Consider the following 23918-nt stretch of genomic DNA (forward strand, 5'->3'; position numbering starts at 1 on the left):
AGGGGTCATGGTCAACCAAGTTTGTTATACGACCCTGGGCTATGACGAGCCGTGGAGCCTGGAGACCTACCGCAAGGTGGGTGGCTACAAGGCCCTCGAGCGCGTGCTGCGCACGCCCATGTCGCCCCAGGAGGTCATCGACGAGGTCAAGCAGAGCGCCCTGCGCGGTCGGGGCGGTGCCGGCTTCCCGCCGGGGATCAAGTGGGGGTTCATGCCCCGCGACAGTGCCGGGCAGAAGTACCTGATCTGCAACTCGGATGAGTCCGAACCGGGAACCTGCAAGGATCACGACATCCTGCGTTTCAACCCGCATGCGGTGGTCGAGGGGATGATCATCGCCGGCTACGCCATGGGCGCGAGCGTCGGCTACAACTACCTGCGCGGCGAATTCCATCACGAGCCGTTCGAGCGTATGGAGCAGGCGGTGGCCGAGGCCCACCAGGCCGGCTACCTGGGGCAGAACATCCTCGACTCGGGCTTCGATTTTCAGCTCCACAACCACTACGGTGCCGGCGCCTATATCTGCGGCGAAGAGTCGGCACTCATGGAGTCGCTCGAGGGCAAGAAGGGCCAGCCCCGATACAAGCCGCCTTTCCCGGCGCAGGTCGGCATCTACGGCAAGCCGACGACCATCAACAACACCGAGACCCTCGCCTCGGTGCCTGCGGTCATCCGCAATGGCGCCGACTGGTTCCTCAACCTCGGTAGGCCGAACAACGGCGGCGAGAAGATCTTCTCCGTCTCCGGTCACGTCGAGCGCCCCGGCAACTACGAGATCCCGATGGGCATCCCCTTCCGCGAGCTACTGGAGATGGCCGGCGGTGTGCGTGGTGGTCGCCGGCTCAAGGCGGTGATCCCCGGCGGCAGCTCGACGCCGGTGGTCCCCGGCGAGACCATGCTCGAGACCGACATGGACTACGACAGCATTGCTGCAGCCGGCTCCATGCTCGGCTCCGGGGCCGTGGTGGTGATGGACGATACCACGGACATGGTGCGCATCCTCGCCCGTATCACGCGCTTCTATTACGCCGAGTCCTGCGGGCAGTGCACGCCGTGTCGTGAAGGCACCGGCTGGCTCTATCGCGCGGTCCAGCGGATCCATGAGGGGCGCGGCACCCACGACGACCTACGCATGCTCGAGGAGGTGCCGGGGCAGATCGCCGGGCACACCATCTGCGCCTTCGGTGATGCGGCGGCAACTCCGGTGCAGAGCTTCATCCAGCACTTCCGGCACGAGTTCGAGCACTACATCGAGCACGGTCGATCCCCGGTGGAGGCAGCGGCATGAGCGCAAACGAGGAGACGGTCACCATCGAGGTCGATGGGTGCTCCATCGAGGCCCGCAAGGGCGAGATGCTGATTCAGGCCACCGACCGTCACGGGATCCACGTCCCGCGGTTCTGCTACCACAAGCACCTCTCGGTGGTGGCCAACTGTCGGATGTGCCTCGTCGAGGTCGAGAAGGCGCCGAAACCGCTGCCGGCGTGCGCCACGCCAGTGGCTGACGGCATGGTGGTGCGCACTACATCGGCGACGGCGATCAAGGCGCAGCGCGGGGTGATGGAGTTCCTGCTGATCAACCACCCGCTCGACTGCCCAATCTGCGACCAGGGCGGCGAGTGCGAGTTGCAGGACATCTCCATGGGGTACGGCCGCGGGATCTCGCGCTTTACCGAAGGCAAACGCTCCGTGGCCGACGAGGACCTTGGCCCGCTGGTCGCCACGGAGATGACCCGCTGCATCCACTGCACCCGCTGTGTGCGCTTCCTCGACGAGGTGGCCGGGCAGAAGGAACTCGGTGGCATGGGGCGGGGCGAGCACATGGAGATCTCGACCTACCTGGAAACGGGTCTAAGCTCGGAGCTCTCCGGCAACGTGATCGACCTCTGCCCGGTTGGAGCGCTGACCAACAAGCCGTTCCGTTTCCGGGCCCGTCCGTGGGAGCTGCTCAGCTTCCCAGCGGTCTCCCCCCACGACGGGGTCGGCTCGAACCTGGCGCTGCACACCCTGCGCGGACGTATCCAGCGGGCGGTGCCGCGCGAGAACGAGGCCATCAACGAGACCTGGATCGCCGACCGCGACCGGTTCGCCATTGAGGGGGTCGACCACGCCGACCGGCTTGTGCAGCCGATGATCAAGCGCGACGGCCGTTGGCACGAGGTGCCCTGGGAGACGGCACTCGATCGCGCCGCGGGGGCCCTGCAGGGGGTCGTCCAGCGCCACGGCGCTGATGGTCTGGGCGGGCTGCTGGCGCCGAGCGCCACCCTCGAGGAACTCTACCTGGCGGCGCGACTGCTGCGCGGTCTGGGGAGCGGGAACGTCGACCACCGGCTCCGCGAGGTGGACACCTCGGACCAGGAACAGGCACCGCCCTTCCCCTATCTCGGGCAGGAGATCGCCGAGCTCGAGCAGGTCGATGCGGCGCTGCTGGTCGGGGCCTATACCCGACACGAGCAGCCGCTGATCAACCACCGCCTGCGCAAGGCCGCGCGTTCGGGCGCGCAGATCATGGCCCTGAACCCCCGGGGGTTCGATTGGAACCTGCCGCTGGCCTCAGAGCAGGCCGTTGCGCCGGCGCAGCTGGTTGCCGAGTTCGGCGCGGTGGCGGTGGCAGTGGCCGAGGGAGCCGGGCGCTCGCTGCCCGACGAATTGGCTGCCGTGGCCGGACCGGTGACGGATCACGCCCGCGAGGTGGCGCGCCGGTTGGCCGCGGCGCAGCGGCCCACGGTGCTGCTCGGCAACCTCGCCAGCAGTCATCCGCAGGCTGCCGCGTTGCGGGCCCTGGGCAGCTGTATCGCGGAGTTCTGCGGCGGGCGCCTCGGGGTTCTCGCCGAGGCCGGCAATACCGCCGGCGGCTGGTTGGCCGGCGCGGTGCCACATCGTCAGGCCGGCGGCGTGGCGGCACAGCCGGCCGGACGCAGCGCCGACGCCATGCTGCGCGCCGGGCTCAAGGGGTATCTGCTGCTGAACGTCGAGCCGACCCGCGATCTATGGGATCCGCAGGCCGCCCGGCAGGCCATGGAGCAGGCCGAAGAGGTGGTGGCCATCACGGCCTTCGCCGACGAGCAGCTGCGCGCCCAGGCCGACGTCCTGCTGCCGATGGGCGCTTTCGGCGAGAGTGCCGGGACGTACGTCAACAACGAGGGCCGCTGGCAGAGCTGCCGTGGTGTGGCGGAGCCTCCCGGCGAGGCACGCCCGGGCTGGCGCGTCCTGCGTGCCCTGGGCACGGTCCTCGGGCTGGAGCGCTTCGAATACAACGACATCGCCGATGTTTACGGCGAGCTGGCCGGGCTCTGTCGGGATCTGAGGCCGGGGTCGCACTACCCGGCCACGGCGGTGGCCGCCGGGGCGAAGACGGGGCAGGGCTTGGCGCTGGCCGGTGGTGTGCCGATCTACGCCGGCGATCCGCTGGTGCGGCGCGCGCGGCCACTGCAGCAGGCGCCGATTGCCGGGCGGGCCGAGGTGGTGCTTGCCCCGCAGACGGCGGCCGAACTCGGGTTTTCGCAGACGCAGCCACGCCGCGTCCGGGTCCGTGCCGACAGCGGGGTGGCGGAGCTGCCGCTGGTCGTGGATGACGCCGTGCCGGCAGGCGTGGCCTGGATTCCTGCCGGGCTGGATGAGCGTGCGGCGCTCGGCGGCCCTTACGGGACCGTCTCGCTGGAAGCGCTCTAGGCCGCAGAGCCGCAGAAAAGGACGATCGAGGGCATGTACGAGACACTCTTCTGGCAGTTCGCCAAGATCTGGGCCGTCCTGATCCCGCTGTTCCTGGCCGTGGCCTATTTCACCTACGTCGAGCGGCGGGTGATCGGTCACATGCAGGATCGACGCGGGCCCAACCGGGTCGGTCCCCGCGGGCTGCTGCAGCCCATTGCCGATGCGCTGAAGCTCCTTTTCAAGGAGATCACCATCCCGACCTACGCCAGCCGGACGCTGTTCCTGATCGCCCCGGCGATGGCCATCATGCCGGCCCTGGCCGCGTGGGCGGTGATCCCCTTCGACGACGGCCTGGTGGTGGCGGATATCAACGCTGGTCTGCTCTACATCCTGGCGATGACCTCGCTGGGGGTGTACGGACTGATCATCGCCGGCTGGGCCTCCAACTCCAAGTACGCGCTGCTCGGTACCTTGCGCGCCTCGGCCCAGGTCGTGTCTTACGAGATCGCCATGGGGTTCGCGCTGGTCGGTGTGTTGCTGGCCGCCGGGACGATGAACCTCACCGGCATCGTCAACGCCCAGGCCGGTCCGTTCTGGGAGTGGTTCTGGCTGCCGCTGCTGCCGCTGTTCCTGATCTACTGGATCTCCGGCGTCGCCGAGACCAACCGGGCGCCGTTCGACATTGCCGAGGGCGAGTCCGAGATCGTTGCCGGTTTCCACGTGGAGTACTCGGGAATGGCCTTCGCGGTCTTCTTCCTGGCCGAGTACGCCAACATGCTGCTCATCTCGTTCCTCGCGGCGACTCTGTTCCTGGGCGGGTGGCACTCGCCCTTCGAGGGGCTGCCGGTGCTTGGGCCAGCGTTCGACTGGGTCCCCGGGATCGTCTGGCTGTTCGCGAAGGCTGCCTTCTTCGCCTTCTGCTACCTGTGGTTCCGCGCCACCTTCCCGCGCTACCGCTACGACCAGCTCATGCGGCTGGGCTGGAAGGTTCTGATCCCGGCCACCGTGGTCTGGCTGGTGGTGCTCACCGGCTTGGTCTACGGCGGCGTCGGTCCTTGGTTCTGACGGGGGTACGGTCATGAGACCGCTAAACGACTATCTGAACAGCTTCCTGTTCACCGAGCTGCTGCGCGGACTGCGGCTGACGGCGGGGCACATGTTCTTCCGACGCAGCGTCACGCTGGAGTTCCCGGAAGAGCGGGCGCCGAAGTCGCCGCGTTTCCGGGGGCACCTGGCCCTGCGTCGATACCCCAACGGCGAGGAGCGCTGTATCGCCTGCAAGCTCTGCGAGGCGGTGTGCCCGGCGCTGGCGATCACCATCGATTCACACCAGCGCGCCGACGGCACACGGCGCACCACGCGCTACGACATCGACATGTTCAAGTGCATCTACTGCGGCTTCTGCGAGGAGTCCTGCCCGGTAGACTCCATCGTCCTGACCCGGCTCGACACCTTCCACATGGAGCGTCGCGAGGAGCGGGTCGCCGACAAGCAGAAGCTGCTGGCCATGGGTGACAAGTACGAGAGCCAGCTGGCGGCCGATCGCGCCGCCGATGCGCCCTACCGGTAATGGGAGCCTCGGGCTTATGGAACAGGTGATCTTCTACATCTTCGCCGGGGTGCTGCTGTTCGCGGCGACCATGGTGATCTCCGTGCGCAACCCGGTCCACGCGGCGCTGTTCCTGGTGCTCGCGTTCTTTAACGCTGCGGTGATCTGGGTACTGGCCGGTGCCGAGTTCCTCGGCATCGCCCTGGTGTTGGTGTACGTCGGCGCGGTGATGGTGCTCTTCCTCTTCGTGCTGATGATGCTCGATATCAACATCGCCCCGATGCGCGAAGGGTTTACCCGCTACCTGCCGGTCGGGGCACTGGTGGCGGTCCTGATGGCCGCGCAGCTGGTGGCGGTCATCGTCTCCGAGCGGGCGGACCTGGTCAGTGGGACCATCCCCGAGCCGGCGGCGGACGTGAACAATATCCAGGCGATTGGCGGGGTGTTGTACACGGTCTACGTCTACCCGTTCGAGATCGCGGCGGTGATCCTACTGCTGGCCATCGTTGCCGCGATCACCCTGACGCTGCGCCGGCGCGAGGGGACGCACAAGCAGGATGTGCCCCGGCAGCTGTCGGTCAAGAAGGACGACCGCCTGCGCATGGTGCGCATGAAGTCCTCGCGACGGCAGGACCATACGCGGAACTGAGGGCCCGAAGCCGGGCAAACGACTAGCGAAGGCAAGCAGGAAGGCCCAATGATCGAGCTGTCCGATTTCCTGATCCTGGGGGCGTTGCTGTTCTCCCTCGGCGTGGCAGGCATCTTCCTCAACCGGAAGAACGTGATCCTGCTGTTGATGTGCATCGAGCTGATCCTGCTCGCCGTGAACATCAACTTCATCGGCTTCTCCGCCTATCTGGAGGATATAGCCGGGCAGATCTTCGTCTTCTTCATCCTCACCGTGGCGGCGGCGGAGGCGGCCATCGGCCTGGCCATCGTCGTGGTCCTGTTCCGCTCACGCGGCGACATCAACGTTGCCGCCCTGGATGCGATGAAGGGGTAAGCCATGGAGACGGTCCTCTACGCCATCGTCCTCTTTCCGCTGGTCGCCGCCGCCATCGCTGGCATGGCTGGCGGCTGGATCGGACGCGCCGGAGCCCACTGGGTGACCATCCTCGGTGTCGCCATTTCCTGCGCCCTTTCCTTCTGGGTGCTGCACGGCCTGGTCTGGGGCGATCTGGAGCCGGTGGACTTCACCGTCTACACGTGGGCCTCGGTGGGCGACCTGAGCTTCGAGATCGGCTTCCTGGTCGACCGGCTCACCGCGGTGATGATGGCCACCGTCACCTTTGTCGCGCTGATGGTCCATATCTACACCATCGGCTACATGCACGACGACCCAGGCTATCAGCGGTTTTTCAGCTACATCGCGCTGTTCACCTTCGCCATGCTGATGCTGGTCATGGCGAACAACCTGCTGCAGCTGTTCTTCGCCTGGGAGGCTGTCGGGCTCGTCTCTTACCTGTTGATCGGTTTCTGGTACACCCGCGAGAGCGCCATCTTTGCCAACCTCAAGGCGTTTCTGGTCAACCGCGTGGGGGATCTGGGGCTGCTTCTGGGCATCGCCGTACTGGCTGGTGCCTTTGGCACGCTCCACTACGGCGAGATCTTCGCGGCGGTGGAGGCCGATCCCGGCCGGACGCTGAACCTCTTCGGCGCCGCCGAGTGGAGCCTGGTGACCGTCGCCGCGCTGCTGATCTTCATCGGCTGCATGGGCAAGTCGGCCCAAGTCCCGCTCCATGTCTGGCTGCCGGACTCCATGGAGGGCCCAACGCCCATCTCGGCGCTGATCCACGCCGCGACCATGGTGACCGCCGGCATCTTCCTGGTCGCCCGCATGTCGCCGGTCTTCGAGCTGTCCACGGTGGCGCTGACCGTGGTCCTGGTCGTGGGTGCGCTGACGGCCTTCTTCATGGGCTTGATCGGGCTGGTACAGAACGACATCAAGCGGGTCATCGCCTACTCCACGCTCTCCCAGCTCGGCTACATGGTCGCGGCCCTGGGCGTGTCGGCCTACGCGGCCGGTGTCTTCCATCTGTTCACCCACGCCTTCTTCAAAGCACTGCTCTTCCTCGGGGCCGGCTCGGTGATCATCGCCCTGCACCACGAGCAGGACATGCGCAAGATGGGCGGGCTGGCCCGGTACATGCCGGTGACCTACATCGCCATGCTGGTCGGCACCCTGGCGCTGATCGGCATCCCCGGCTTCTCTGGCTTCTTCTCGAAGGACGCCATTATCGAGGCCGTGGGGTACTCCGCCGGCGGCTGGGCCACCTTCGCCTATTGGCTGCTGGTGCTCGGGGTCTTCGTCACCGCGCTCTATAGTTTCCGCCTGCTGTTCATGGTCTTTCACGGCGAGGAGCGCATGGACGAGCACGCCCGCAAACATCTGCACGAGAGCCCGCTGGTGGTGACCGTGCCGCTGGTGCTCCTGGCGGTGCCCTCGGTGCTGATCGGCCTGTTCACCTTCGGGCCGATGGTCATGGGCGACTTCTTCTACGCCGACGGGTCGATCCGCGTGCTTGCCGATCAGACCGGCCTGGATCGCCTGGCGGACGGGTACACCGGGGTTCTGGGCTTCATGGCCCACGCGTTGGTGACGCCGGTGCTCTACCTGGTGCTGGCCGGTGTCTTCGTGGCCTGGCTGCTCTACCTGCGTCGCCCCGACCTGCGGGAACGGGTGGTGGCGCCCCTGCGTCCGCTGCAGCGGGTGCTGGAGCACAAGTACGGGTTCGACTGGCTCTACATCCGCGGGTTCACGGATGGCGGTCGAGCGATCGCCGGGCTGCTGTCGAAGGTCGGGGATCGCTGGCTGATCGACGGGCTGCTGGTCAACGGGTCGGCGCGTCTGATCGGCCGGGTCGCTGCCGGGGCGCGGTACTCACAGACCGGGTACCTGTATCACTACGCCTTCGTCATGGTCATCGGCGTACTGCTGCTGATCTCATTCTTCGTTGTGCGAACGCTGTTCGCCTAGTGCGCGGCTTCGGAACGGACGCGCAAGAACGCAGGGGAAGAACGGATGTTCGACGGTTGGTTGCTTAGCCTGATTATCTGGCTGCCGATCCTCGGCGGTGCCGCGGTGCTGGCCGTTGGCCAGCGCTCGGAGGTGGCGGTCCGGGAACTGGCCACCGGCGTGGCCGGGCTGACGTTCCTGTTCAGCCTTGTGCTCTGGTTCGCCTTTGAACCCGGGAGCGGCATGCAGTTCGTGGAGAAGCGCGACTGGGTGCCGACCTTCGACATCCACTACCACCTGGGGGTGGACGGTATCTCCATGCCGCTGGTGGTGCTGACCGCCTTCGCCACGCTGTTGGTGGTGGTCGCCGGTCGCAGCGGGCTCACCTATCGGCCGGCGCAGTACATGGGTGCCTTCCTGATCATGGAGGGGCTGATGGTTGGCGTCTTCGCGGCGCTCGACGCCATCCTCTTCTATGTTTTCTGGGAGGCGATGCTGGTGCCGATGTTCCTGCTCATCGGTATCTGGGGCGGCGCCAACCGCATCTACGCCACCATCAAGTTCTTCCTCTACACCTTCCTCGGTTCGGTGCTGATGCTCATCGCCTTCCTCTATCTGCGTTGGGAGGCGGGCAGCTTCGGCGTACTCGATTTCCGCGGGCTGAGCATCGGGCTCGAGGCGCAGATCCTGATCTTCCTGGCACTGCTGGCGGCTTTTGCCGTCAAGGTGCCGATGTGGCCAGTACACACCTGGCTCCCCGATGCACACACCGAGGCGCCCACCGGTGGCTCGGTGATCCTGGCGGCGATCACCCTGAAGATGGGCGCCTACGGGTTCCTGCGCTTCGCGCTGCCCATCGCGCCGGAGGCGAGCCAGGAGCTGGCCTGGCTGGTGATCGCCATGTCGCTGATCGCCATCGTCTACATCGGTTTGGTGGCCATGGTCCAGGAGGACATGAAGCGGCTGATCGCCTACTCATCGATCGCCCACATGGGCTTCGCCACCCTGGGGTTCTTCGTCATCTTCCAGGCCGGTCTCGGTGCCGAGGCCGGGGACGGCGCCCTGATGGCCATGACCGGCGGCTACGTCCAGCTGATCTCCCACGGGTTCATCTCGGCGGCGCTGTTCCTCTGCGTCGGCGTGCTCTACGACCGGATGCACACCCGGAACATCGCCGACTACGGTGGTGTGATCAACCGCATGCCGATCTTTGGCGCCCTCTTCGTGGTTTTCGCCATGGCCAACGCGGGCCTGCCCGGGACCTCCGGCTTCGTCGGCGAGTTCCTGGTCATCCTCGGCAGCTACCAGGCCAGCTTCTGGTACGCCGCCATCGCCGGTCTGACCCTGATCGTCGGAGCTGCCTACTCGCTGTGGCTGGTCAAGCGGGTCATCTTCGGTCCGGTGGCCAACGAGCGGGTGGCTGCGCTGAACGACCTCGACCGGCGCGAGTTCATGCTGCTCGGCGTGCTGGCGGTGCTGGTGATCGGCATCGGTGTCTATCCCCAGGCGCTGGTCGCTGTGGCGGAGCCGACCCTGGTCGAGTTGTTGAACGACGTCTCTGCAGCGCTCCCGGCTGCCCGGTAAGGAAGGAGAGGCAATGAGCTTCGAGACGCCCGATTTCTCCCTGGCGCTGCCGGAAATCTGGTTGCTGGCGGCCACCTGCGGCGTGCTGGTGGTGGACCTCTTCTCCAGTGATGCCCGGCGTAGCGCGACTTTCTATCTGACCCAGGGGGCGCTGCTGGTGACGGCGGTGCTGGCCCTGAGTACCCAGTGGGGCGTGAACGAGGTGACCTTCTCGGGCCACTACGTTGCCGACTCCCTGGGTGCAGTGGTCAAGGCCTCCGTGGCACTGCTGTCCATGCTGGCCCTAGCCTACACGCGGCCCTATCTGGGCGACCGCGGGTTGCTCCAGGGGGAGTTCTACCTGCTGGCCCTGTTCGCCAACCTGGGCATGCTGGTGATCGCCTCCGGCGCCAGCCTGCTCAGCTTGTATCTCGGCCTGGAGCTGCTGTCGCTGGCCCTCTACGCCCTGGTGGCCTATCACCGCGACTCGCGCCGTGCGGCTGAGGCGGCCATGAAGTACTTCGTTCTCGGTTCGCTGGCCTCCGGCATCCTGCTCTACGGCATGTCGATGGTCTACGGCGCTACCGCGAGCCTGGAGCTGTCGGTGATCGCCGAGGTGGCGGGCCGCCACTCCGATCCACTGATGCTGCTCTTCGGGGTGGTGTTCATGCTGGTGGGCGTGGCCTTCAAGCTCGGTGCCGCGCCGTTCCATGCCTGGGTGCCGGACGTCTACCAGGGCGCCCCCACGCCGGTGACCCTGTTCCTGAGTACGGCGCCGAAGGTGGCGGCCGTGGCGCTGTTCATGCGGTTGCTGGTCGACGGTCTGGGACCGATGCACGAGCAGCTTGAGCCGATGCTGATGATCCTCGCCGTGGCCTCGCTGCTGGTCGGCAACCTGATCGCCATCGTGCAGACCAACTTCAAGCGCATGCTGGCTTACTCGGCCATCGCCCACGCCGGGTTCATCATGGTCGGGTTTACCGCCGGTACCGATGCCGGTCACGCGGCCGCGCTGTTCTACACCATCGCCTACAGCATCATGGCGGCCGGCGCGTTCGGCATGATCACGGTGCTGGCCCGCTCTGGGTTCGAGGCTGAGGAGATCGCCGATCTGCGCGGGCTCAACGAGCGTCATCCGGTTTACGCCGGGGTGCTGCTGCTGGTGCTGGTGTCGATGACCGGCATTCCCGGTACGGTCGGCTTCTACGCCAAGTACCTGGTGCTCCAGGCGGCCGTCGAGGCGGGGCACATCCCGCTGGCGATCTTTGCCGTAGTGGCGGCCGTGGTTGGGGCCTTCTACTACCTGCGGGTGCTTAAGGTCGTCTATTTCGACCGCCCCGAGGCGGAGGCCGACACGCAGGCGCTGCCGGCCCCCGGCGCGTCCTCCGCCATCCGCAGCTTGGTGGTCGTCAACGGTGTGGCGGTCCTGGTGCTCGGGATCTTCCCCGAGCGGTTGATCGCCCTGTGCCAGGCGGCCCTGGGACTGTGACGGTGGATCGGCTCGCGAAGGCGGGGACGGCTTGATGTTTGCATAGGGTCCCCGTATAATCCTCTTTAACAGTTGCGGGGTGGAGCAGTCTGGTAGCTCGTCGGGCTCATAACCCGAAGGTCGCAGGTTCAAATCCTGCCCCCGCTACCAATCCGGAAAGGCGGCCCATGGCCGCCTTTTTTGTGGGCGCTTGACGGACGGTCCCGTTGGGTCAGCCGGCGTGGGCCGTGCGCTTTTTTGTCACCTGGCGCGTGTGTATAATCGCCGGCTGAAGCTGCGAGGGTGGTTGGGCTCGCAGGCTCTTTGGACACGCCCGCCGTCGGTTCGCCGACGAGCGGACTCGGGGGGAGGGCCTTGGGCCCTCTTTTTGTTTGTGGTGCCGGATGTCTCAGATCCAGACGCTTCACTCGTTACTCGAACCGACGGTGGCCGGGCTCGGCTATGAACTGGTCGGGGTCGAGCTGACCGGGGCAAAGGGCAATCGCACGCTGCGCGTGTTCATCGACACGCCCGCGGGTATTCGCCTGGAGGACTGCGAGGCGGTCAGTCACCAGGTCAGCGGTCTGCTCGATGTCGAGGACCCGATCGAGGGGGCCTACCATCTCGAGGTCTCCTCGCCGGGACTGGACCGGCCGATCTTCAAGTCGGCGGATTACGATCGCTTCAGCGGTGAGCGCATCCAGCTGCGCCTGCTGGAGCTCTACGAGGGGCGTCGCCGGGTCAAGGGCGTCCTGCTGGGACTGGATGATGAATTCGTGCGGGTGCGCGATGTCGACGGGATCGAGCTGCGCATCCCCCTGGAGCTGATCGACCGGGCGCGGCTGGATCTCGAGCCGTGAAGGGCGTCGGCCGCAGAAGAACAGCGGAGTCGGAGGCATGAGTAGAGAAATCCTGTTGGTCGTGGAGGCCACCTCCAATGAGAAGGGCGTGGACCGGGAGGTGATCTTCGAGGCCATTGAAGCGGCCCTGGCCTCGGCCACGCGCAAGCGGCACATGGAGGACATCGACGCCCGGGTCGCGGTGGATCGGCAGACCGGTGACTACGCCACCTATCGACGCTGGGAGGTGGTGCCCGATGAGGAGTCCGTGGAGGAGCCGCAGCGCCAGATCAGTCTGGAGCGCGCCCGCGAGCGGGACGCCGGTGCCGAGGTGGGGGGCTACGTCGAAGAGCCGATCGAGTCCGTGGACTTCGGCCGCATCGCGGCGCAGACCGCCAAGCAGGTTATCGTGCAGAAGGTGCGCGAGGCCGAGCGGGCTCAGATCGTCGACGCCTACAAACACCGGATCGGTGAGTTGGTCAACGGCACGGTCAAGCGCATGGAGCGCGGCAGTGCCATCATTGATCTGGGCGAGAACACCGAGGCGCTGGTCTCCCGCGAGGATCTGATCCCCCGCGAGGCGATCCGGCCCAACGACCGGATTCGCGGCTATCTGCGCGACGTCCGCTCTGAACCGCGCGGGCCGCAGCTGTTCGTCAGCCGCACGGCCAACGACTTCCTGGTCGAGCTGTTCAAGATCGAGGTGCCCGAGGTCGGTCAGGGGCTGATCGAAATCCTCGGCGCCGCCCGTGACCCGGGCATGCGTGCCAAGATCTCGGTACGTGCCCTGGATCCCCGCATCGATCCGGTCGGGGCCTGCGTCGGCATGCGCGGCTCGCGCGTGCAGGCGGTCTCCAACGAGCTCAGTGGCGAGCGCATCGACATCATCCCGTGGGACGAGAACCCGGCACAGTTTGTCATCAACGCCCTGGCGCCGGCCGAGGTCGAGTCCATCGTGGTCGACGAGGATCGTGGCGCCATGGATGTGGCCGTGGCCGAAGAGCAGCTCTCACAGGCCATCGGCCGTGGCGGGCAGAATGTGCGCCTGGCCAGCGAGCTTACCGGCTGGGAGCTCAACGTGATGACCGCCGAGGAAGCCGAGGCCAAGAGCGAGCGCGAGGCCGGCGAACTGGTACAGCTGTTTGTCGAGCACCTGGATGTCGATGAAGACGTTGCCGGGGTGCTGGTCCAGGAAGGGTTCTCCAGCATCGAGGAGGTGGCCTATGTGCCCACCGCCGAGCTGCTGGAGATCGAGGAATTTGACGAGGATATCGTCGAGGCCCTGCGCAGTCGCGCCCGGGACGTGCTCCTGGCCCAGGCGATTGCCGAGGAGGCCAACGAGAACCAGCCTAGCGAGGAGCTGCTGGCCCTCGAAGGGATGGATGAGCAGACGGCAAAGGCCCTGGCTGAGCGCGGCGTCGTCACGGTTGAGGATCTGGCCGACCAGTCCGTGGACGACCTGCTGGAGGTCGAAGGCATGGATGAGGATCGGGCCGGGCAGCTGATCATGAAGGCCCGCGAGCCTTGGTTCGCGGCCAGTGAGGGCGGCGAGCGCGCCGACTGAAAAGAGGGGACACGACGAGGTCTCTGACTTGGGCCGCGTCCGGAGAGTGTTATATGGCGGAAACGACGGTAAAAGAATTTGCGCAGACGGTAGGGATCCCGGTGGAACGGCTTCAGGCTCAACTGGAGGCGGCGGGACTCGGCCGGCGCGACGACGATGCAGCCCTCTCGGCGGAGGACAAGGCGACGCTGCTGGCTCACCTGAGGCAGGGGAGTGCTGCCCAGGACGAGGAGGGCGGCGGCTCCGACGGATCCCCCAAGAAGATCACCCTCAAGCGGCGCAGTCACAGCCAGCTTAAGATGCCGGCGGGCCGCGATGCGGGCAGTCGTGGTCCGCGGCAGACGCGCACGGTCAATGTCGAGGTCCGCAAGCGGCGCACCTACGTCAAGCGCAGCGATATCGAGGCCGAGGAGAAGCGCAAGCAGGAGGAGGCCGAAGAGGCCGCCGCACAGCTTGAGCGCGCCCTCGAGCAGGAAGAGGCTCAGCGCGAGGAGGACGCCGCCGAGGCCCAGCGCACCAGCGACCAGGCAGCGCCCGCCGCTGACGAGGCCGCACCGGCCGATGAGGCCTCCAGTGACGCGGTCGCGCCGGAGGCGACGGCGGAAGAGGGCAGTGCGGAAACCGCTGCCGCGGAGGCATCCGACGCCGAAGAGCAGGCAGCGGCGGAGCCGGAGGAGACGGCGGCCGACCAGACCGCTCGCGCCCAGGCCGAAGCCCTCAAGGAGAAGCCCAAGAGTCAGCAGGACGAGGCCAAGAAGCGGGAAGAGGAGCGGGAGCGCAAGCGCGCCGAACTCGAGGCCAAACGCGAGCGCGAGGCTGAGGAGCGCGCCCAGCGCAAGCAGGAGGCCAAGCCGAAGAAGAAGAAGAAGGAAGAGCAGTCCGCTGGGGGCCGTGGCGCCGGCAGTCGACGCGGAGGCAAGAAGCGCGGTGGCGGTACGGCGGCCAGGCAGCTGCAGCAGGAGTTCGAGCGCCCGACCGCGCCGGTCGTCCGTGAGGTCGAGATTCCCGAGACGATCACGGTGGCCGAGCTCGCTGACCGGATGAGCGTCAAGGCCGCCGTGCTGATCAAGGAGATGATGAAGCAGGGCGTGATGGCCACGATCAACCAGGCCATCGACCAGGAGACCGCGGCGATCCTCGTCGAGGAGATGGGCCACAAGCCCAAGCTCGAGCGCGAGGACGACGTCGAGGAGGAACTGCTGCGCCAGAGCGAGGAGCCCGAGGGCGAGCAGATCGGTCGGGCGCCGGTGGTGACCGTGATGGGCCACGTCGACCACGGCAAGACATCGCTGCTCGACCACATCCGCCGCTCCAAGGTGGCTTCCGGCGAGGCCGGCGGAATCACGCAGCATATCGGCGCCTACCGCGTCGAGGGTGAGAACGGTAGCGCCACCTTCCTCGATACGCCCGGCCACCAGGCGTTCACTGCCATGCGGGCCCGGGGCGCGCAGATGACCGACATCGTCGTGCTCGTGGTGGCCGCCGATGACGGTGTCATGCCGCAGACCAAGGAGGCCGTCGACCACGCTCGCGCCGCCGAGGTGCCGATCGTCGTGGCGGTCAACAAGATGGACAAGGAGGACGCGGATCCCAACCGCGTCAAGCAGGAACTCGCCCAGATGGAGGTCATCCCGGAGGAGTGGGGTGGCGACGTGCAGTTCGTCCACGTCTCGGCGATGACGGGCGAGGGTGTGGACGAGTTGATCGAGGCCATCGTCCTCCAGGCCGAGTTGCAGGAGCTCAAGGCTGTCAAGGATTGCCCGGCTCGCGGCGTGGTTCTTGAGTCCAGCCTCGACAAGGGCCGCGGTCCGGTGGCCACGGTGCTGGTCCAGAACGGCTACCTGCATCGCGGCGACACGGTCATCTCCGGCACCGAGTTCGGCCGTGTCCGGGCTCTGGTGGATGAGCACGGCCAGCGCGTCAACGAGGCCGGCCCGTCGACCCCGGTGGAGGTGTTGGGTCTTTCCGGGCTGCCGGATGCCGGCGATGACTTCATGGTGGTCGAGGACGAGCGCAAGGCCCGCGAGGTGGCCGAGAGCCGCACCGAGCGTCAACGTGAGAAGCGCCTGGCGCAGCAACAGGCGGCCCGGATGGAGAACCTCTTCTCGCAGATGAAGGAGGACGAGGTCTCCACCATCAACCTGCTGGTCAAGGCCGACGTCCACGGTTCCGCTGAGGCGCTGCGGCAGTCGCTGGAAGACCTCTCCCACGAGGAGGTTCGCGTGCGCGTGGTCTCCTCCGGTGTAGGTGCCATCACGGAGTCGGACGTCAATCTGGCGCTGGCCTCCGAGGCGATCCTTATCGGCTTCAATGTCCGCGCCGACGCTGCAGCCAAGCGCATGGTTCAGGAGAACGGCGTCGACCTGCACTACTACAGCGTCATCTACGACGCCATCGAGCAGGTCAAGAACGCCATCTCCGGCATGCTCGAGCCGGCCCTGGAGGAGCACATCCTGGGCACGGCGGAGGTTCGCGAGGTGTTCCGCTCGTCGAAGCTCGGTCAGGTGGCCGGCTGCCTGGTGGTCGACGGCGTGGTCCGCCGCCGCAACCCGATCCGGGTCCTGCGCGAGAGCGTGGTGATCTTCGAGGGTGAACTGGAGTCCCTGCGGCGGTTCAAGGATGACGTCAACGAAGTGCGTGCCGGCACCGAGTGTGGTATCGGCGTGAAGAACTACAACGACGTCCGCGTTGGCGACCAGATCGAGTGCTACGAGCGGATCGAGGTGCAGCGGAGCCTGTAGCGCAGACATGGCGAAGGACTATCCGCGCAGCCGGCGGATCGCCGAGCAGCTTCGACGCGAGCTTGCCGAGGTGATTCGCGACGACGTCGATGACCCCCGGGTGGGGTCAGTGACCATCTCGGAGGTGCAGGTTAGCCGTGACCTGGCCCATGCGACCGTGTACGTCACCGTTCTCGGCGCCGAGGCGGCCGAGGCGCAGGCCGGGATCGATGTCCTGAACCGAGCCCACGGGTTCCTGCGCAGCCAGGTGGCCCGGCGCATCCGTGCCAAGCGAACGCCGAGCCTGCGCTTCCTGCACGACACCGCCTTCGATCGCGGTGCGCGGCTGAGTGCCCTCATCGATGAGGTGGCACCGCCGCCTGCGGACGACGAATCGAGCAAGGAGTAGAAGGCGAATGGCGAAAAGGCGGGGTGGTCGCAACGTCACCGGCGTGCTGCTGTTGGACAAGCCGGCGGGCGTGACCTCCAATAAGGCCCTGCAACAGGTCAAGCGGCTCTTCGGGGCGCGCAAGGCCGGGCACACGGGCAGTCTCGATCCGCTGGCCACCGGGCTGCTGCCGATCTGCTTCGGCGATGCCACCAAGGTCTCCGGGTTCCTGCTCGACGCGGACAAGAGATACGTGGTCACCTGCAAGCTGGGCGTGGCCACCGATACCGGGGACGCCGAGGGCACCGAACGCGACCGTGCCGAGGTCCCGGGGCTGGACCCGGAGAGCGTCGAGCCGGTCCTGGCCGATTTTCGCGGGTCCATCGAGCAGCTGCCGCCGATGTATTCGGCCATCAAACACCAGGGGCAGCGGCTCTACGACCTGGCGCGTCAGGGGGTCGAGGTCGAGCGCGAGCGCCGACGGGTGGAGATCTACGATCTGCAGCTTCTGGCCGTCCGCGGGGACGAGCTGGAGTTGTCGGTGCACTGCTCCAAGGGAACCTACATCCGCACGCTGGCCGAGGATATCGCCGAGGCGCTGGGCACCGTCGGCCACGTCTGCGCGCTGCGCAGGCTGGGGCTCGGGCCGTACCAGGACCCGGCGATGTGGACCGAGGAGATGCTCGCCGCACGCGCCGAGCAGGGGCGGGAGGCGCTGGACGCCACGCTGCTTCCCATGGACTCGGCCCTCCAGCAGTACACCGGGGTTGAGCTCGCCGACGATCTCGCCTACTTCGTGGTTCAGGGCCAGCCGGTCTTCGTCCCCAAGGCTCCCAGCGAGGGCTGGCTGCGGCTGTACGATCGCGCCGGCAACTTCCTGGGCATGGGGCAGGCCCTGGATGATGGCCGCATCGGGCCCAAGCGCCTGGTAGCACGCCGCTGACGGGAGAAGCCCGCTGCGCAGTTTCCCGCCGCTCGCGGGTGAATTCTTGTTCCTTTGCCCCCGCGAGGGCTACACTAACGGCCTTTATGGACAGGCCGAAATCGAGCGTATAGGTCAGGAGTCGTACATGTCGCTGAATGCTGAGAAAAAATCGGAGATCGTCGAGCAGTTCCGGCGCTCTCCGTCGGACACCGGGTCGCCCGAGGTGCAGATCGCGCTGCTCTCGGCGCGTATCCAGCACCTTACCGAGCACTTCTCGGTGCACAAGCAGGACCACCACTCTCGGCAGGGCCTGCTCAAGCTGGTCAGCCAGCGCCGCAAGCTGCTCGATTACCTCAAGCGCAAGGATCGGAGCCGCTACCAGGACGTCATCGAGCGTCTCGGCATTCGCAAGTAAGCGCAAGGGGTAAAGAACGATGAGCGAGAGCCAGCTATCCCTGACCCCGGTCAAGCGGAGCTTCCAGTTCGGTCAGCATCAGGTGACCCTGGAGACCGGGGGCGTGGCCCGACAGGCCGATGGCGCCGTCCTGGTGGACATGGCGGACACGGTGGTCCTGGTCACCGTGGTCGGCAAGAAGGACCCCGCCGCGGCACGCGACTTCCTGCCGCTGACGGTCAACTACCAGGAGCGCACCTACGCGGCGGGGCGCATCCCGGGGGGCTTCTTCAAGCGCGAGGGTCGTCCCTCCGAGAAGGAGACCCTGACCTGCCGCCTGATCGACCGGCCCATCCGGCCCCTTTTCCCCGAGGGGTTCCGCCAGGAGGTCCAGGTCATCGCCACGGTGCTCTCGCTCAACGACGAGGTTGATGCCGACATCCCGGCGATGATCGGCACCTCGGCGGCGCTGGCGCTATCCGGCATCCCGTTCGAGGGGCCCATCGGGGCCTGCCGGGTCGGGCACCTGGACGGTGAGTTCGTCCTCAACCCGACCTTCAGTCAGACCGCCGAATCGGACCTGGATTTGGTGGTCGCCGGTACCCGCGATGCCGTGCTGATGGTCGAGTCCGAGGCCAACCTGCTGCCCGAAAGCACCATGCTCGATGCCGTGCTCTACGGCCACGAGCAGATGCAGGTGGCCATCGACACCATCAACGACCTGGCCGCCGAGGCCGGCAAGCCCCGGTGGGACTGGCAGCCGCCTGAGAAGAACGAGTCGCTGGAGTCGGCCGTGGCCGATCGGGTGCGCCCGGAGCTCGAGGCGGCCTACCAGATCGCCGACAAGCAGGAGCGCAGCGAGCGGGTCGGCGCCCTGCGGGATAGGGCCATCGAGGAGCTGGCGGACGAAGAGCGCGAAGGCTGGAGCGCCGGCGAGGTCGGCGAGGCGTTCAAGACGCTGGAGAAGAAGATCGTCCGGGGCCGGATTCTGGCCGGCCATCCGCGCATCGACGGCCGCGACAACCAGACCGTGCGCCCGCTCAACGTTCAGGCAGGCGTGCTGCCGCGGACGCACGGGTCGGCGATCTTCACCCGCGGTGAGACCCAGGCGATCGTCGTCAGTACCCTGGGGACCGGCCGGGACGCCCAGGTCATCGACGCCCTGGAGGGCGAGCGCCGCGAGCCCTTCATGCTGCATTACAACTTCCCGCCCTACTGTGTTGGTGAAACCGGCTTCATCGGCTCGCCGAAGCGGCGGGAGATTGGCCACGGCAAGTTGGCCAAGCGCGGCGTCGAAGCCGTGATGCCCTCGGACGAAGAGTTCCCCTACGTCATCCGCGTGGTTTCCGAGGTTACGGAATCCAACGGCTCGTCATCGATGGCCACCGTCTGTGGCACCAGCCTGTCGCTGATGGACGCCGGTGTACCGCTCAAGGCCCAGGTGGCGGGGATCGCCATGGGGCTGATCAAGGAGGGCGACGACTTCGCCGTCCTGACCGATATCCTCGGTGACGAGGACCACCTCGGGGACATGGACTTCAAGGTGGCCGGCAGCAAGGACGGTGTCACCGCGCTGCAGATGGACATCAAGATCGACGGGATCACCCGCGAGATCATGGAGCGGGCCTTGGAGCAGGCGCGCTCGGGTCGGCTGCATATCCTCGACGAGATGAACCGGGTGATCGACAAGCCGCGCGAGCAGATGTCCGAGTACGCCCCGCGTCTGCTGACCATGAAGATCGACCCGGAGCGGATCCGCGACGTCATCGGCAAGGGCGGTGCCACCATCCGTGGCCTGACCGAGGAGACCGGCACCAACATCGATATCAGCGACGAGGGCGTAGTGACCATCGCTTCCGCCGACAAGGCCGCGGCCGAGGAGGCGAAGAAGCGCATCGAGCTGCTGACCGCCGATGTCGAGGTGGGCAAGGTCTACGAGGGCAAAGTGGCGAAGCTCATGGACTTCGGGGCCTTCGTCAACATCCTGCCCGGCCGGGACGGTCTGGTGCACATCTCTCAGATCTCCAACAACCGGGTCGAGAACGTCGCCGACGAGTTGGCCGAGGGCGACTCGGTACGGGTCAAGGTGCTCGAGGTGGACCGGCAGGGCCGGATCCGGCTGTCCATGAAGGCGGTCGAGGAAGAGTAACCACGAACCTACCGCTGCAGTCGTTGCGGCGCTGGCTTGCTGCCGGCGCCGCGGCGGCTACCCTGATAAGGGGACACCGACCGATCCCCGGGAGGTTGCAGTGGTCGAGGCCCAACCTAGAGACGCCGAGCACGCGGCTTTGCTCGTCGTCGACGTCCAGCCGGACTTCATGCCCGGCGGCGCGTTGCCGACCCAGGGCGGTGAAGAAGTCGTGGCCCCCATTGCCCGCTTGCTCGAGCGGGCGCCCGTGCGCTACGTGGTAGCTACTCAGGACTGGCATCCGCCGGGGCATATCTCTTTCGCTTCCAGCCATCCGGGGTGTTCCCCCTTCGAGGTGATTGAGCTCCACGGTGTCGAGCAGGTGCTGTGGCCCGATCACTGTGTACAGGACACGCCCGGGGCGGCCCTGCACGACGGGATCCCTTGGCGCTACGCGGATCTTGTGCTGCGCAAGGCCACCGACCCGCTGGTCGACTCCTACAGCGCTTTCCGCGAGAATTTCGCGCCCGATGGGCGGCGACCCTCGACGGGGCTGGCCGGCTATCTCCGCGAACTCGGTGTCGAGCAAATCTACGTCTGCGGGTTGGCGCGGGACTACTGCGCGCTCTGGAGCGCGGAGGATGGTGCCCGGGCCGGCTTCCGGGTGCACTTCCTGTGGGACCTGACCCGTCCGGTGGATGCCAGCAACGACGCCTCGGTGCAGCGGACGCTGCAGGCTGCGGGCGTGGAGGTTGTCAGCGGGGCGCCGTGAGGCGTTCTCAGGCGAAGAAGCCGTGCAGGTGCCAGCCGTAGGGAGGGCGGTGGTCGCGATAGACCCAGAGACGGCTACCGCCCGGGGCGCGGGCTACGTAGTAGTCGCGCACCACGTCCTCGCCGTCCCACCAACCGCTCTCGATCCGTTCCGGGCCGGCCTCCAAGTGGAGGGGGCCGCCCCAGTATGGGCGGTCCTCGCTACTGCGCAGCCGCTGCGGACGGCGTAGCAGCCAGGCTGGTCGCGGTGGCGTGGCGACGGGCGGCTGATCGGGGTGTTCCAGTGGGATGCGGCGCCAGGCCCGCTCCGGGCGCGGGTCTGGGCAAACGGCTAGGCGGTGGACGCAATCGGTTCCCAGGCGGGCGATGAGCCGTTCGCTCAGGGTGCGGACGGCCTCGGTGCTGGTGCCGACCTCCTCGAAGAGCTGGCCGCTGGTGCCGTGGTACGGGAGCAGCTGATCCGCCTCGAGGCGGATAGCCACCGCCACATCGGGGAGCCTCTGGCGCTCCAGTCGGTGGCGGGCGATGTGGGCCATGTGTTCGAGGTCGCGGGTCGGGCGCAGGAACCCCAGCGTCAGTCGAGTCTCCGGCGCGTCGGGGTGTTCCAGGATGACGGTGGCCTGTTGGACCCCGGCGTCGATGCCACGCAGCATCCCCACCAGGGCGCGCAGCAACCGGTGCAGGCCGAAGCCGGCGGCCCGGGTGGCGGTCGTCGGGGCCGGCAGTTCCAGGCGGCCGCGGTAGTGCTGCGGCGGCGTGATGCAGTGGCGCGGCTCGGGCCGTTCGCCGAGGGCCTGCTCCAGCCTGCGCACGGGGGGATCGCCGATGCGGCGACGCAGGCCACTGCGGGGCATGCGCAGGCAGTCGCCCAGACGGCTCAGTCCGAGGGCGTCCAGGGCTTCCTGCTGGGCCGGGGTCGGATCGAGGAGCTGGCAGGGCAGGGGCATCAGGGTGTGGCGGAGCGTCCGGCGGTCCGTCACCCAGGTGCCCGGGCTGGCCCGGGCGAGCAGCCGGGCGCCCTGGGGCGTGGGGGCAGCAGCCAAGTATGCCGGAGTCTGGCCCAGCCCCTGCAAACCCTCCCGGGCGTGGCGTCGGATCTCCCCCGGTCCCCCGAACAGCCGCTGGCTGCCGCCGACCTCAAGGAAGAGGGTGTCGGGGGGGGCGAGACTCACCTGATGCGTAAGCTCCAGGCCCCACAGGCCGACTTGCTCGAGGGTGTGCCCTGCCGAGGCCGGGGGCTCGGCGGCCAGCGCAGGCAAGCGGACAGCGAGCCACAGCGGGCTGGTGTGTGGCTCCGGCATGGTTGGGGCGCAGCGTGTCGTGCTAGAGGGGCAGGGGCAACTGCCCCGCGGCGGTGCGGGAGCGAGCGTCCTGCCGTCGTGGCTGGCGCCGCGGAGACGGTGCAGCCTGACGGGGCTGGTCACCGGCCGGCGCCTCCCGGAGGGCGGATTCGGCTGCTGCTGCGGTGCCCTCGGTGCGTGGAGAGGGGTAGCGCGCCTCGGTGGTGTTTCGGGCTTCGGTGGGGTTCGGAGGGGCAGCCTGTGCCGGCCGGAGCTGTAGCCGGCGCGGCTGGGCGCCGCGGCACTTGAGCAGGTCGACGCCGAGCGTGGCGTCCTCTTCCGGTTGTAGGGCGATACGGATTGCCGCCGTGGAGGCCTGGTGCCGTGCCTTGTGCGGCCGGAACAGGGCGGCCCAGCTTTCGCCGGTTTCGGCGGCCAGTTGCAGGCGGCGCAGGGCGGTCCGGTCTGCCTGCCGGGGCCAGCCGACCACAGCGCCGCAGGTTCCGCTCCGCAACGCCTGCTCCATGGCCCAGAGGTGCTCTTCGTGGGCGCGCGGGTGGATGAGCAGCACCCGTGAGAGGTCCAGCCCCGCGTGGGCCAGCCCCGGGGCGTAGGGGATGTAGGGCGGGGCGACCAGGGCCAGCCACTGCCTGCGCCGGCTCAGCGCTGCCAGGCTGGGCAGGATCAGCTGGAGTTCGCCGATGGCCGGTTGCTCGTGGAAGATCTCGGTCACGGTGCCCAGAGGCCAGCCGCCGTCGGGCAGGGCGGCGTCCAGTTCCGGATAACCGGTGCCGAGCGCGGGTTGCCGGGCGGTCTCGGCCCGGCGGCCAGGGCGCCAGATGCGCGGATCGTTCAACAGCGGTTGCAGGGCAGCTTCGCTCACGGTTGCGCCTCCTCAGTCGGACGCCGTGTCGTCTTCCGGACCGCGCGGGTGGAGCGGACTACGCAGCACGCCGACGCCGATGCCCTCGAGCACGGCATCCTGACCGTCCGCCGCCACCTCGATGACGGGGTAGTCCGGGTGGGCCGGGATCAGCCGCAGGACGCCATCGCGGCGTTCCAGGAACTTGACGGTGACTTCGTCGTGGAGGCGGATCACCACGATCTGCCCGTCCCGGGCCTCGGTGTCACGGCGAACGGCGAGCAGATCGCCGTCCAGGATGCCGGCATCGCGCATGCTTTCGCCGCGGACACGCAGCAGGTAATCGGCCGGCGGGGAGAACAGTGCAGCATCGACCTGGCAGTAGCGCTCGATGCTCTCCTCGGCCAGCAGCGGACTACCGGCGGCCACCCGCCCGACAACCGGGAGGCCGGTGCCGTCCGTTTCCTCGGTGGTCCGGGGTGCTTCGGGGTTGCCTCGGGCAGCGGCATCGGTCAGCCGGATGCCCCGCGAGGCGCCGCGCCGCATTTCGATGGCCCCCTTGCGGGCGAGCGCACGTAAGTGGGACTCGGCAGCGTTCGGTGAGCGGAAGCCGAGGCTCTGACAGATCTCGGCTCGAGTCGGGGGGTATCCCCGCTCCGCCACCGAGCGGCGGATGAGCTCGAGGATTTCGCGTTGGCGGTCTGTAAGGGTATCCATGGGTAGTACTATATACACAGATGGGTTTATGTACAACAGTGTGGATCGGCTCAGTCGTCAACCGCTCGTGCCGCGACGGGAGAGCGTTCTCCCTTGTCACGGCCCCGTTGCAGCCTGAAACTCTCCCCCTGAACCCTGAA

At 67.4% G+C, this 23918-nt stretch carries 20 protein-coding genes and 1 tRNA gene; 18 read left to right on the top strand and 3 right to left on the bottom strand.

Annotated features, from left to right (window positions below; genetic code table 11):
• The first annotated feature begins 7 nt into the window (after positions 1 to 7).
• The 18 genes from nuoF (at position 8) to LRF89_RS05105 (ending at position 20920) form a co-directional block, all read left to right on the top strand.
• A complete protein-coding gene (gene nuoF, locus LRF89_RS05020) occupies positions 8 to 1288 on the top strand; it encodes an NADH-quinone oxidoreductase subunit NuoF (protein ID WP_201171452.1) in 1281 nt (426 codons plus the stop codon).
• Positions 1285 to 3672: an NADH-quinone oxidoreductase subunit NuoG gene (nuoG, locus tag LRF89_RS05025; protein ID WP_201242073.1), complete on the top strand. Its 2388-nt coding sequence runs from the start codon at positions 1285 to 1287 to the stop codon at positions 3670 to 3672. The genes nuoF and nuoG overlap by 4 nt, the downstream gene beginning before the upstream one ends.
• Positions 3673 to 3705: 33 nt before the next feature.
• Positions 3706 to 4719: an NADH-quinone oxidoreductase subunit NuoH gene (gene nuoH, locus LRF89_RS05030; protein ID WP_201171444.1), complete on the top strand. Its 1014-nt coding sequence runs from the start codon at positions 3706 to 3708 to the stop codon at positions 4717 to 4719.
• Positions 4720 to 4732: 13 nt separating this feature from the next.
• Positions 4733 to 5224, top strand: a complete 492-nt coding sequence (nuoI, locus tag LRF89_RS05035; protein WP_201171441.1) for an NADH-quinone oxidoreductase subunit NuoI — start codon at positions 4733 to 4735, stop codon at positions 5222 to 5224.
• A 16-nt stretch (positions 5225 to 5240) separates the two neighbouring features.
• Positions 5241 to 5852, top strand: a complete 612-nt coding sequence (locus LRF89_RS05040; RefSeq protein WP_201171439.1) for an NADH-quinone oxidoreductase subunit J — start codon at positions 5241 to 5243, stop codon at positions 5850 to 5852.
• A 48-nt stretch (positions 5853 to 5900) separates the two neighbouring features.
• The gene (gene nuoK, locus LRF89_RS05045) at positions 5901 to 6206 is read left to right on the top strand and encodes an NADH-quinone oxidoreductase subunit NuoK (RefSeq protein ID WP_201171437.1); all 306 of its coding nucleotides are present in this window, start codon (positions 5901 to 5903) and stop codon (positions 6204 to 6206) included.
• 3 nt (positions 6207 to 6209) lie between these two features.
• Positions 6210 to 8180, top strand: coding sequence for an NADH-quinone oxidoreductase subunit L (nuoL, locus tag LRF89_RS05050; protein ID WP_201171434.1), 1971 nt, complete (start codon positions 6210 to 6212; stop codon positions 8178 to 8180).
• A 45-nt stretch (positions 8181 to 8225) separates the two neighbouring features.
• Positions 8226 to 9743, top strand: coding sequence for an NADH-quinone oxidoreductase subunit M (locus LRF89_RS05055; RefSeq protein WP_238636684.1), 1518 nt, complete (start codon positions 8226 to 8228; stop codon positions 9741 to 9743).
• Positions 9744 to 9756: 13 nt separating this feature from the next.
• Entirely contained in the window at positions 9757 to 11211 is a 1455-nt protein-coding gene (gene nuoN / locus LRF89_RS05060; RefSeq protein WP_201171430.1) for an NADH-quinone oxidoreductase subunit NuoN, read from the top strand.
• Between the two features lie 73 nt (positions 11212 to 11284).
• Positions 11285 to 11361, top strand: a tRNA-Met gene (locus tag LRF89_RS05065).
• A 233-nt stretch (positions 11362 to 11594) separates the two neighbouring features.
• The gene (rimP, locus tag LRF89_RS05070) at positions 11595 to 12050 is read left to right on the top strand and encodes a ribosome maturation factor RimP (protein ID WP_201171428.1); all 456 of its coding nucleotides are present in this window, start codon (positions 11595 to 11597) and stop codon (positions 12048 to 12050) included.
• 37 nt (positions 12051 to 12087) lie between these two features.
• Positions 12088 to 13593, top strand: a complete 1506-nt coding sequence (nusA, locus tag LRF89_RS05075; protein ID WP_201171426.1) for a transcription termination factor NusA — start codon at positions 12088 to 12090, stop codon at positions 13591 to 13593.
• 53 nt (positions 13594 to 13646) lie between these two features.
• Complete coding sequence (gene infB / locus LRF89_RS05080) at positions 13647 to 16334, top strand: translation initiation factor IF-2 (protein WP_201171424.1); 2688 nt, start codon at positions 13647 to 13649, stop codon at positions 16332 to 16334.
• 7 nt (positions 16335 to 16341) lie between these two features.
• Positions 16342 to 16722: a 30S ribosome-binding factor RbfA gene (gene rbfA / locus LRF89_RS05085; protein WP_201171422.1), complete on the top strand. Its 381-nt coding sequence runs from the start codon at positions 16342 to 16344 to the stop codon at positions 16720 to 16722.
• Positions 16723 to 16729: 7 nt separating this feature from the next.
• A complete protein-coding gene (gene truB, locus LRF89_RS05090) occupies positions 16730 to 17644 on the top strand; it encodes a tRNA pseudouridine(55) synthase TruB (RefSeq protein WP_201171420.1) in 915 nt (304 codons plus the stop codon).
• Positions 17645 to 17771: 127 nt separating this feature from the next.
• A complete protein-coding gene (rpsO, locus tag LRF89_RS05095) occupies positions 17772 to 18041 on the top strand; it encodes a 30S ribosomal protein S15 (protein ID WP_201171416.1) in 270 nt (89 codons plus the stop codon).
• A gap of 40 nt (positions 18042 to 18081) precedes the next feature.
• Positions 18082 to 20169, top strand: a complete 2088-nt coding sequence (gene pnp, locus LRF89_RS05100; RefSeq protein ID WP_201172511.1) for a polyribonucleotide nucleotidyltransferase — start codon at positions 18082 to 18084, stop codon at positions 20167 to 20169.
• Between the two features lie 100 nt (positions 20170 to 20269).
• The gene (locus LRF89_RS05105; RefSeq protein WP_201171405.1) at positions 20270 to 20920 is read left to right on the top strand and encodes an isochorismatase family protein; all 651 of its coding nucleotides are present in this window, start codon (positions 20270 to 20272) and stop codon (positions 20918 to 20920) included.
• Between the two features lie 7 nt (positions 20921 to 20927).
• Here LRF89_RS05105 and LRF89_RS05110 read toward each other — a convergent pair whose 3' ends face one another.
• The 3 genes from LRF89_RS05110 to lexA are packed head-to-tail and all read right to left on the bottom strand — an operon-like array spanning position 20928 to position 23778.
• Positions 20928 to 22220: a Y-family DNA polymerase gene (locus LRF89_RS05110; RefSeq protein ID WP_238636685.1), complete on the bottom strand. Its 1293-nt coding sequence runs from the start codon at positions 22218 to 22220 to the stop codon at positions 20928 to 20930.
• Positions 22221 to 22242: 22 nt separating this feature from the next.
• Positions 22243 to 23082, bottom strand: a complete 840-nt coding sequence (imuA, locus tag LRF89_RS05115; RefSeq protein ID WP_201171400.1) for a translesion DNA synthesis-associated protein ImuA — start codon at positions 23080 to 23082, stop codon at positions 22243 to 22245.
• Between the two features lie 12 nt (positions 23083 to 23094).
• On the bottom strand, positions 23095 to 23778 hold the full coding sequence (lexA, locus tag LRF89_RS05120; protein WP_201171397.1) for a transcriptional repressor LexA: 684 nt from the start codon (positions 23776 to 23778) through the stop codon (positions 23095 to 23097).
• Positions 23779 to 23918 lie beyond the last annotated feature (140 nt).

The sequence above is a fragment of the Halorhodospira sp. 9621 genome, from assembly GCF_022228055.1.
GTDB lineage: Bacteria > Pseudomonadota > Gammaproteobacteria > Nitrococcales > Halorhodospiraceae > Halorhodospira > Halorhodospira halophila_A.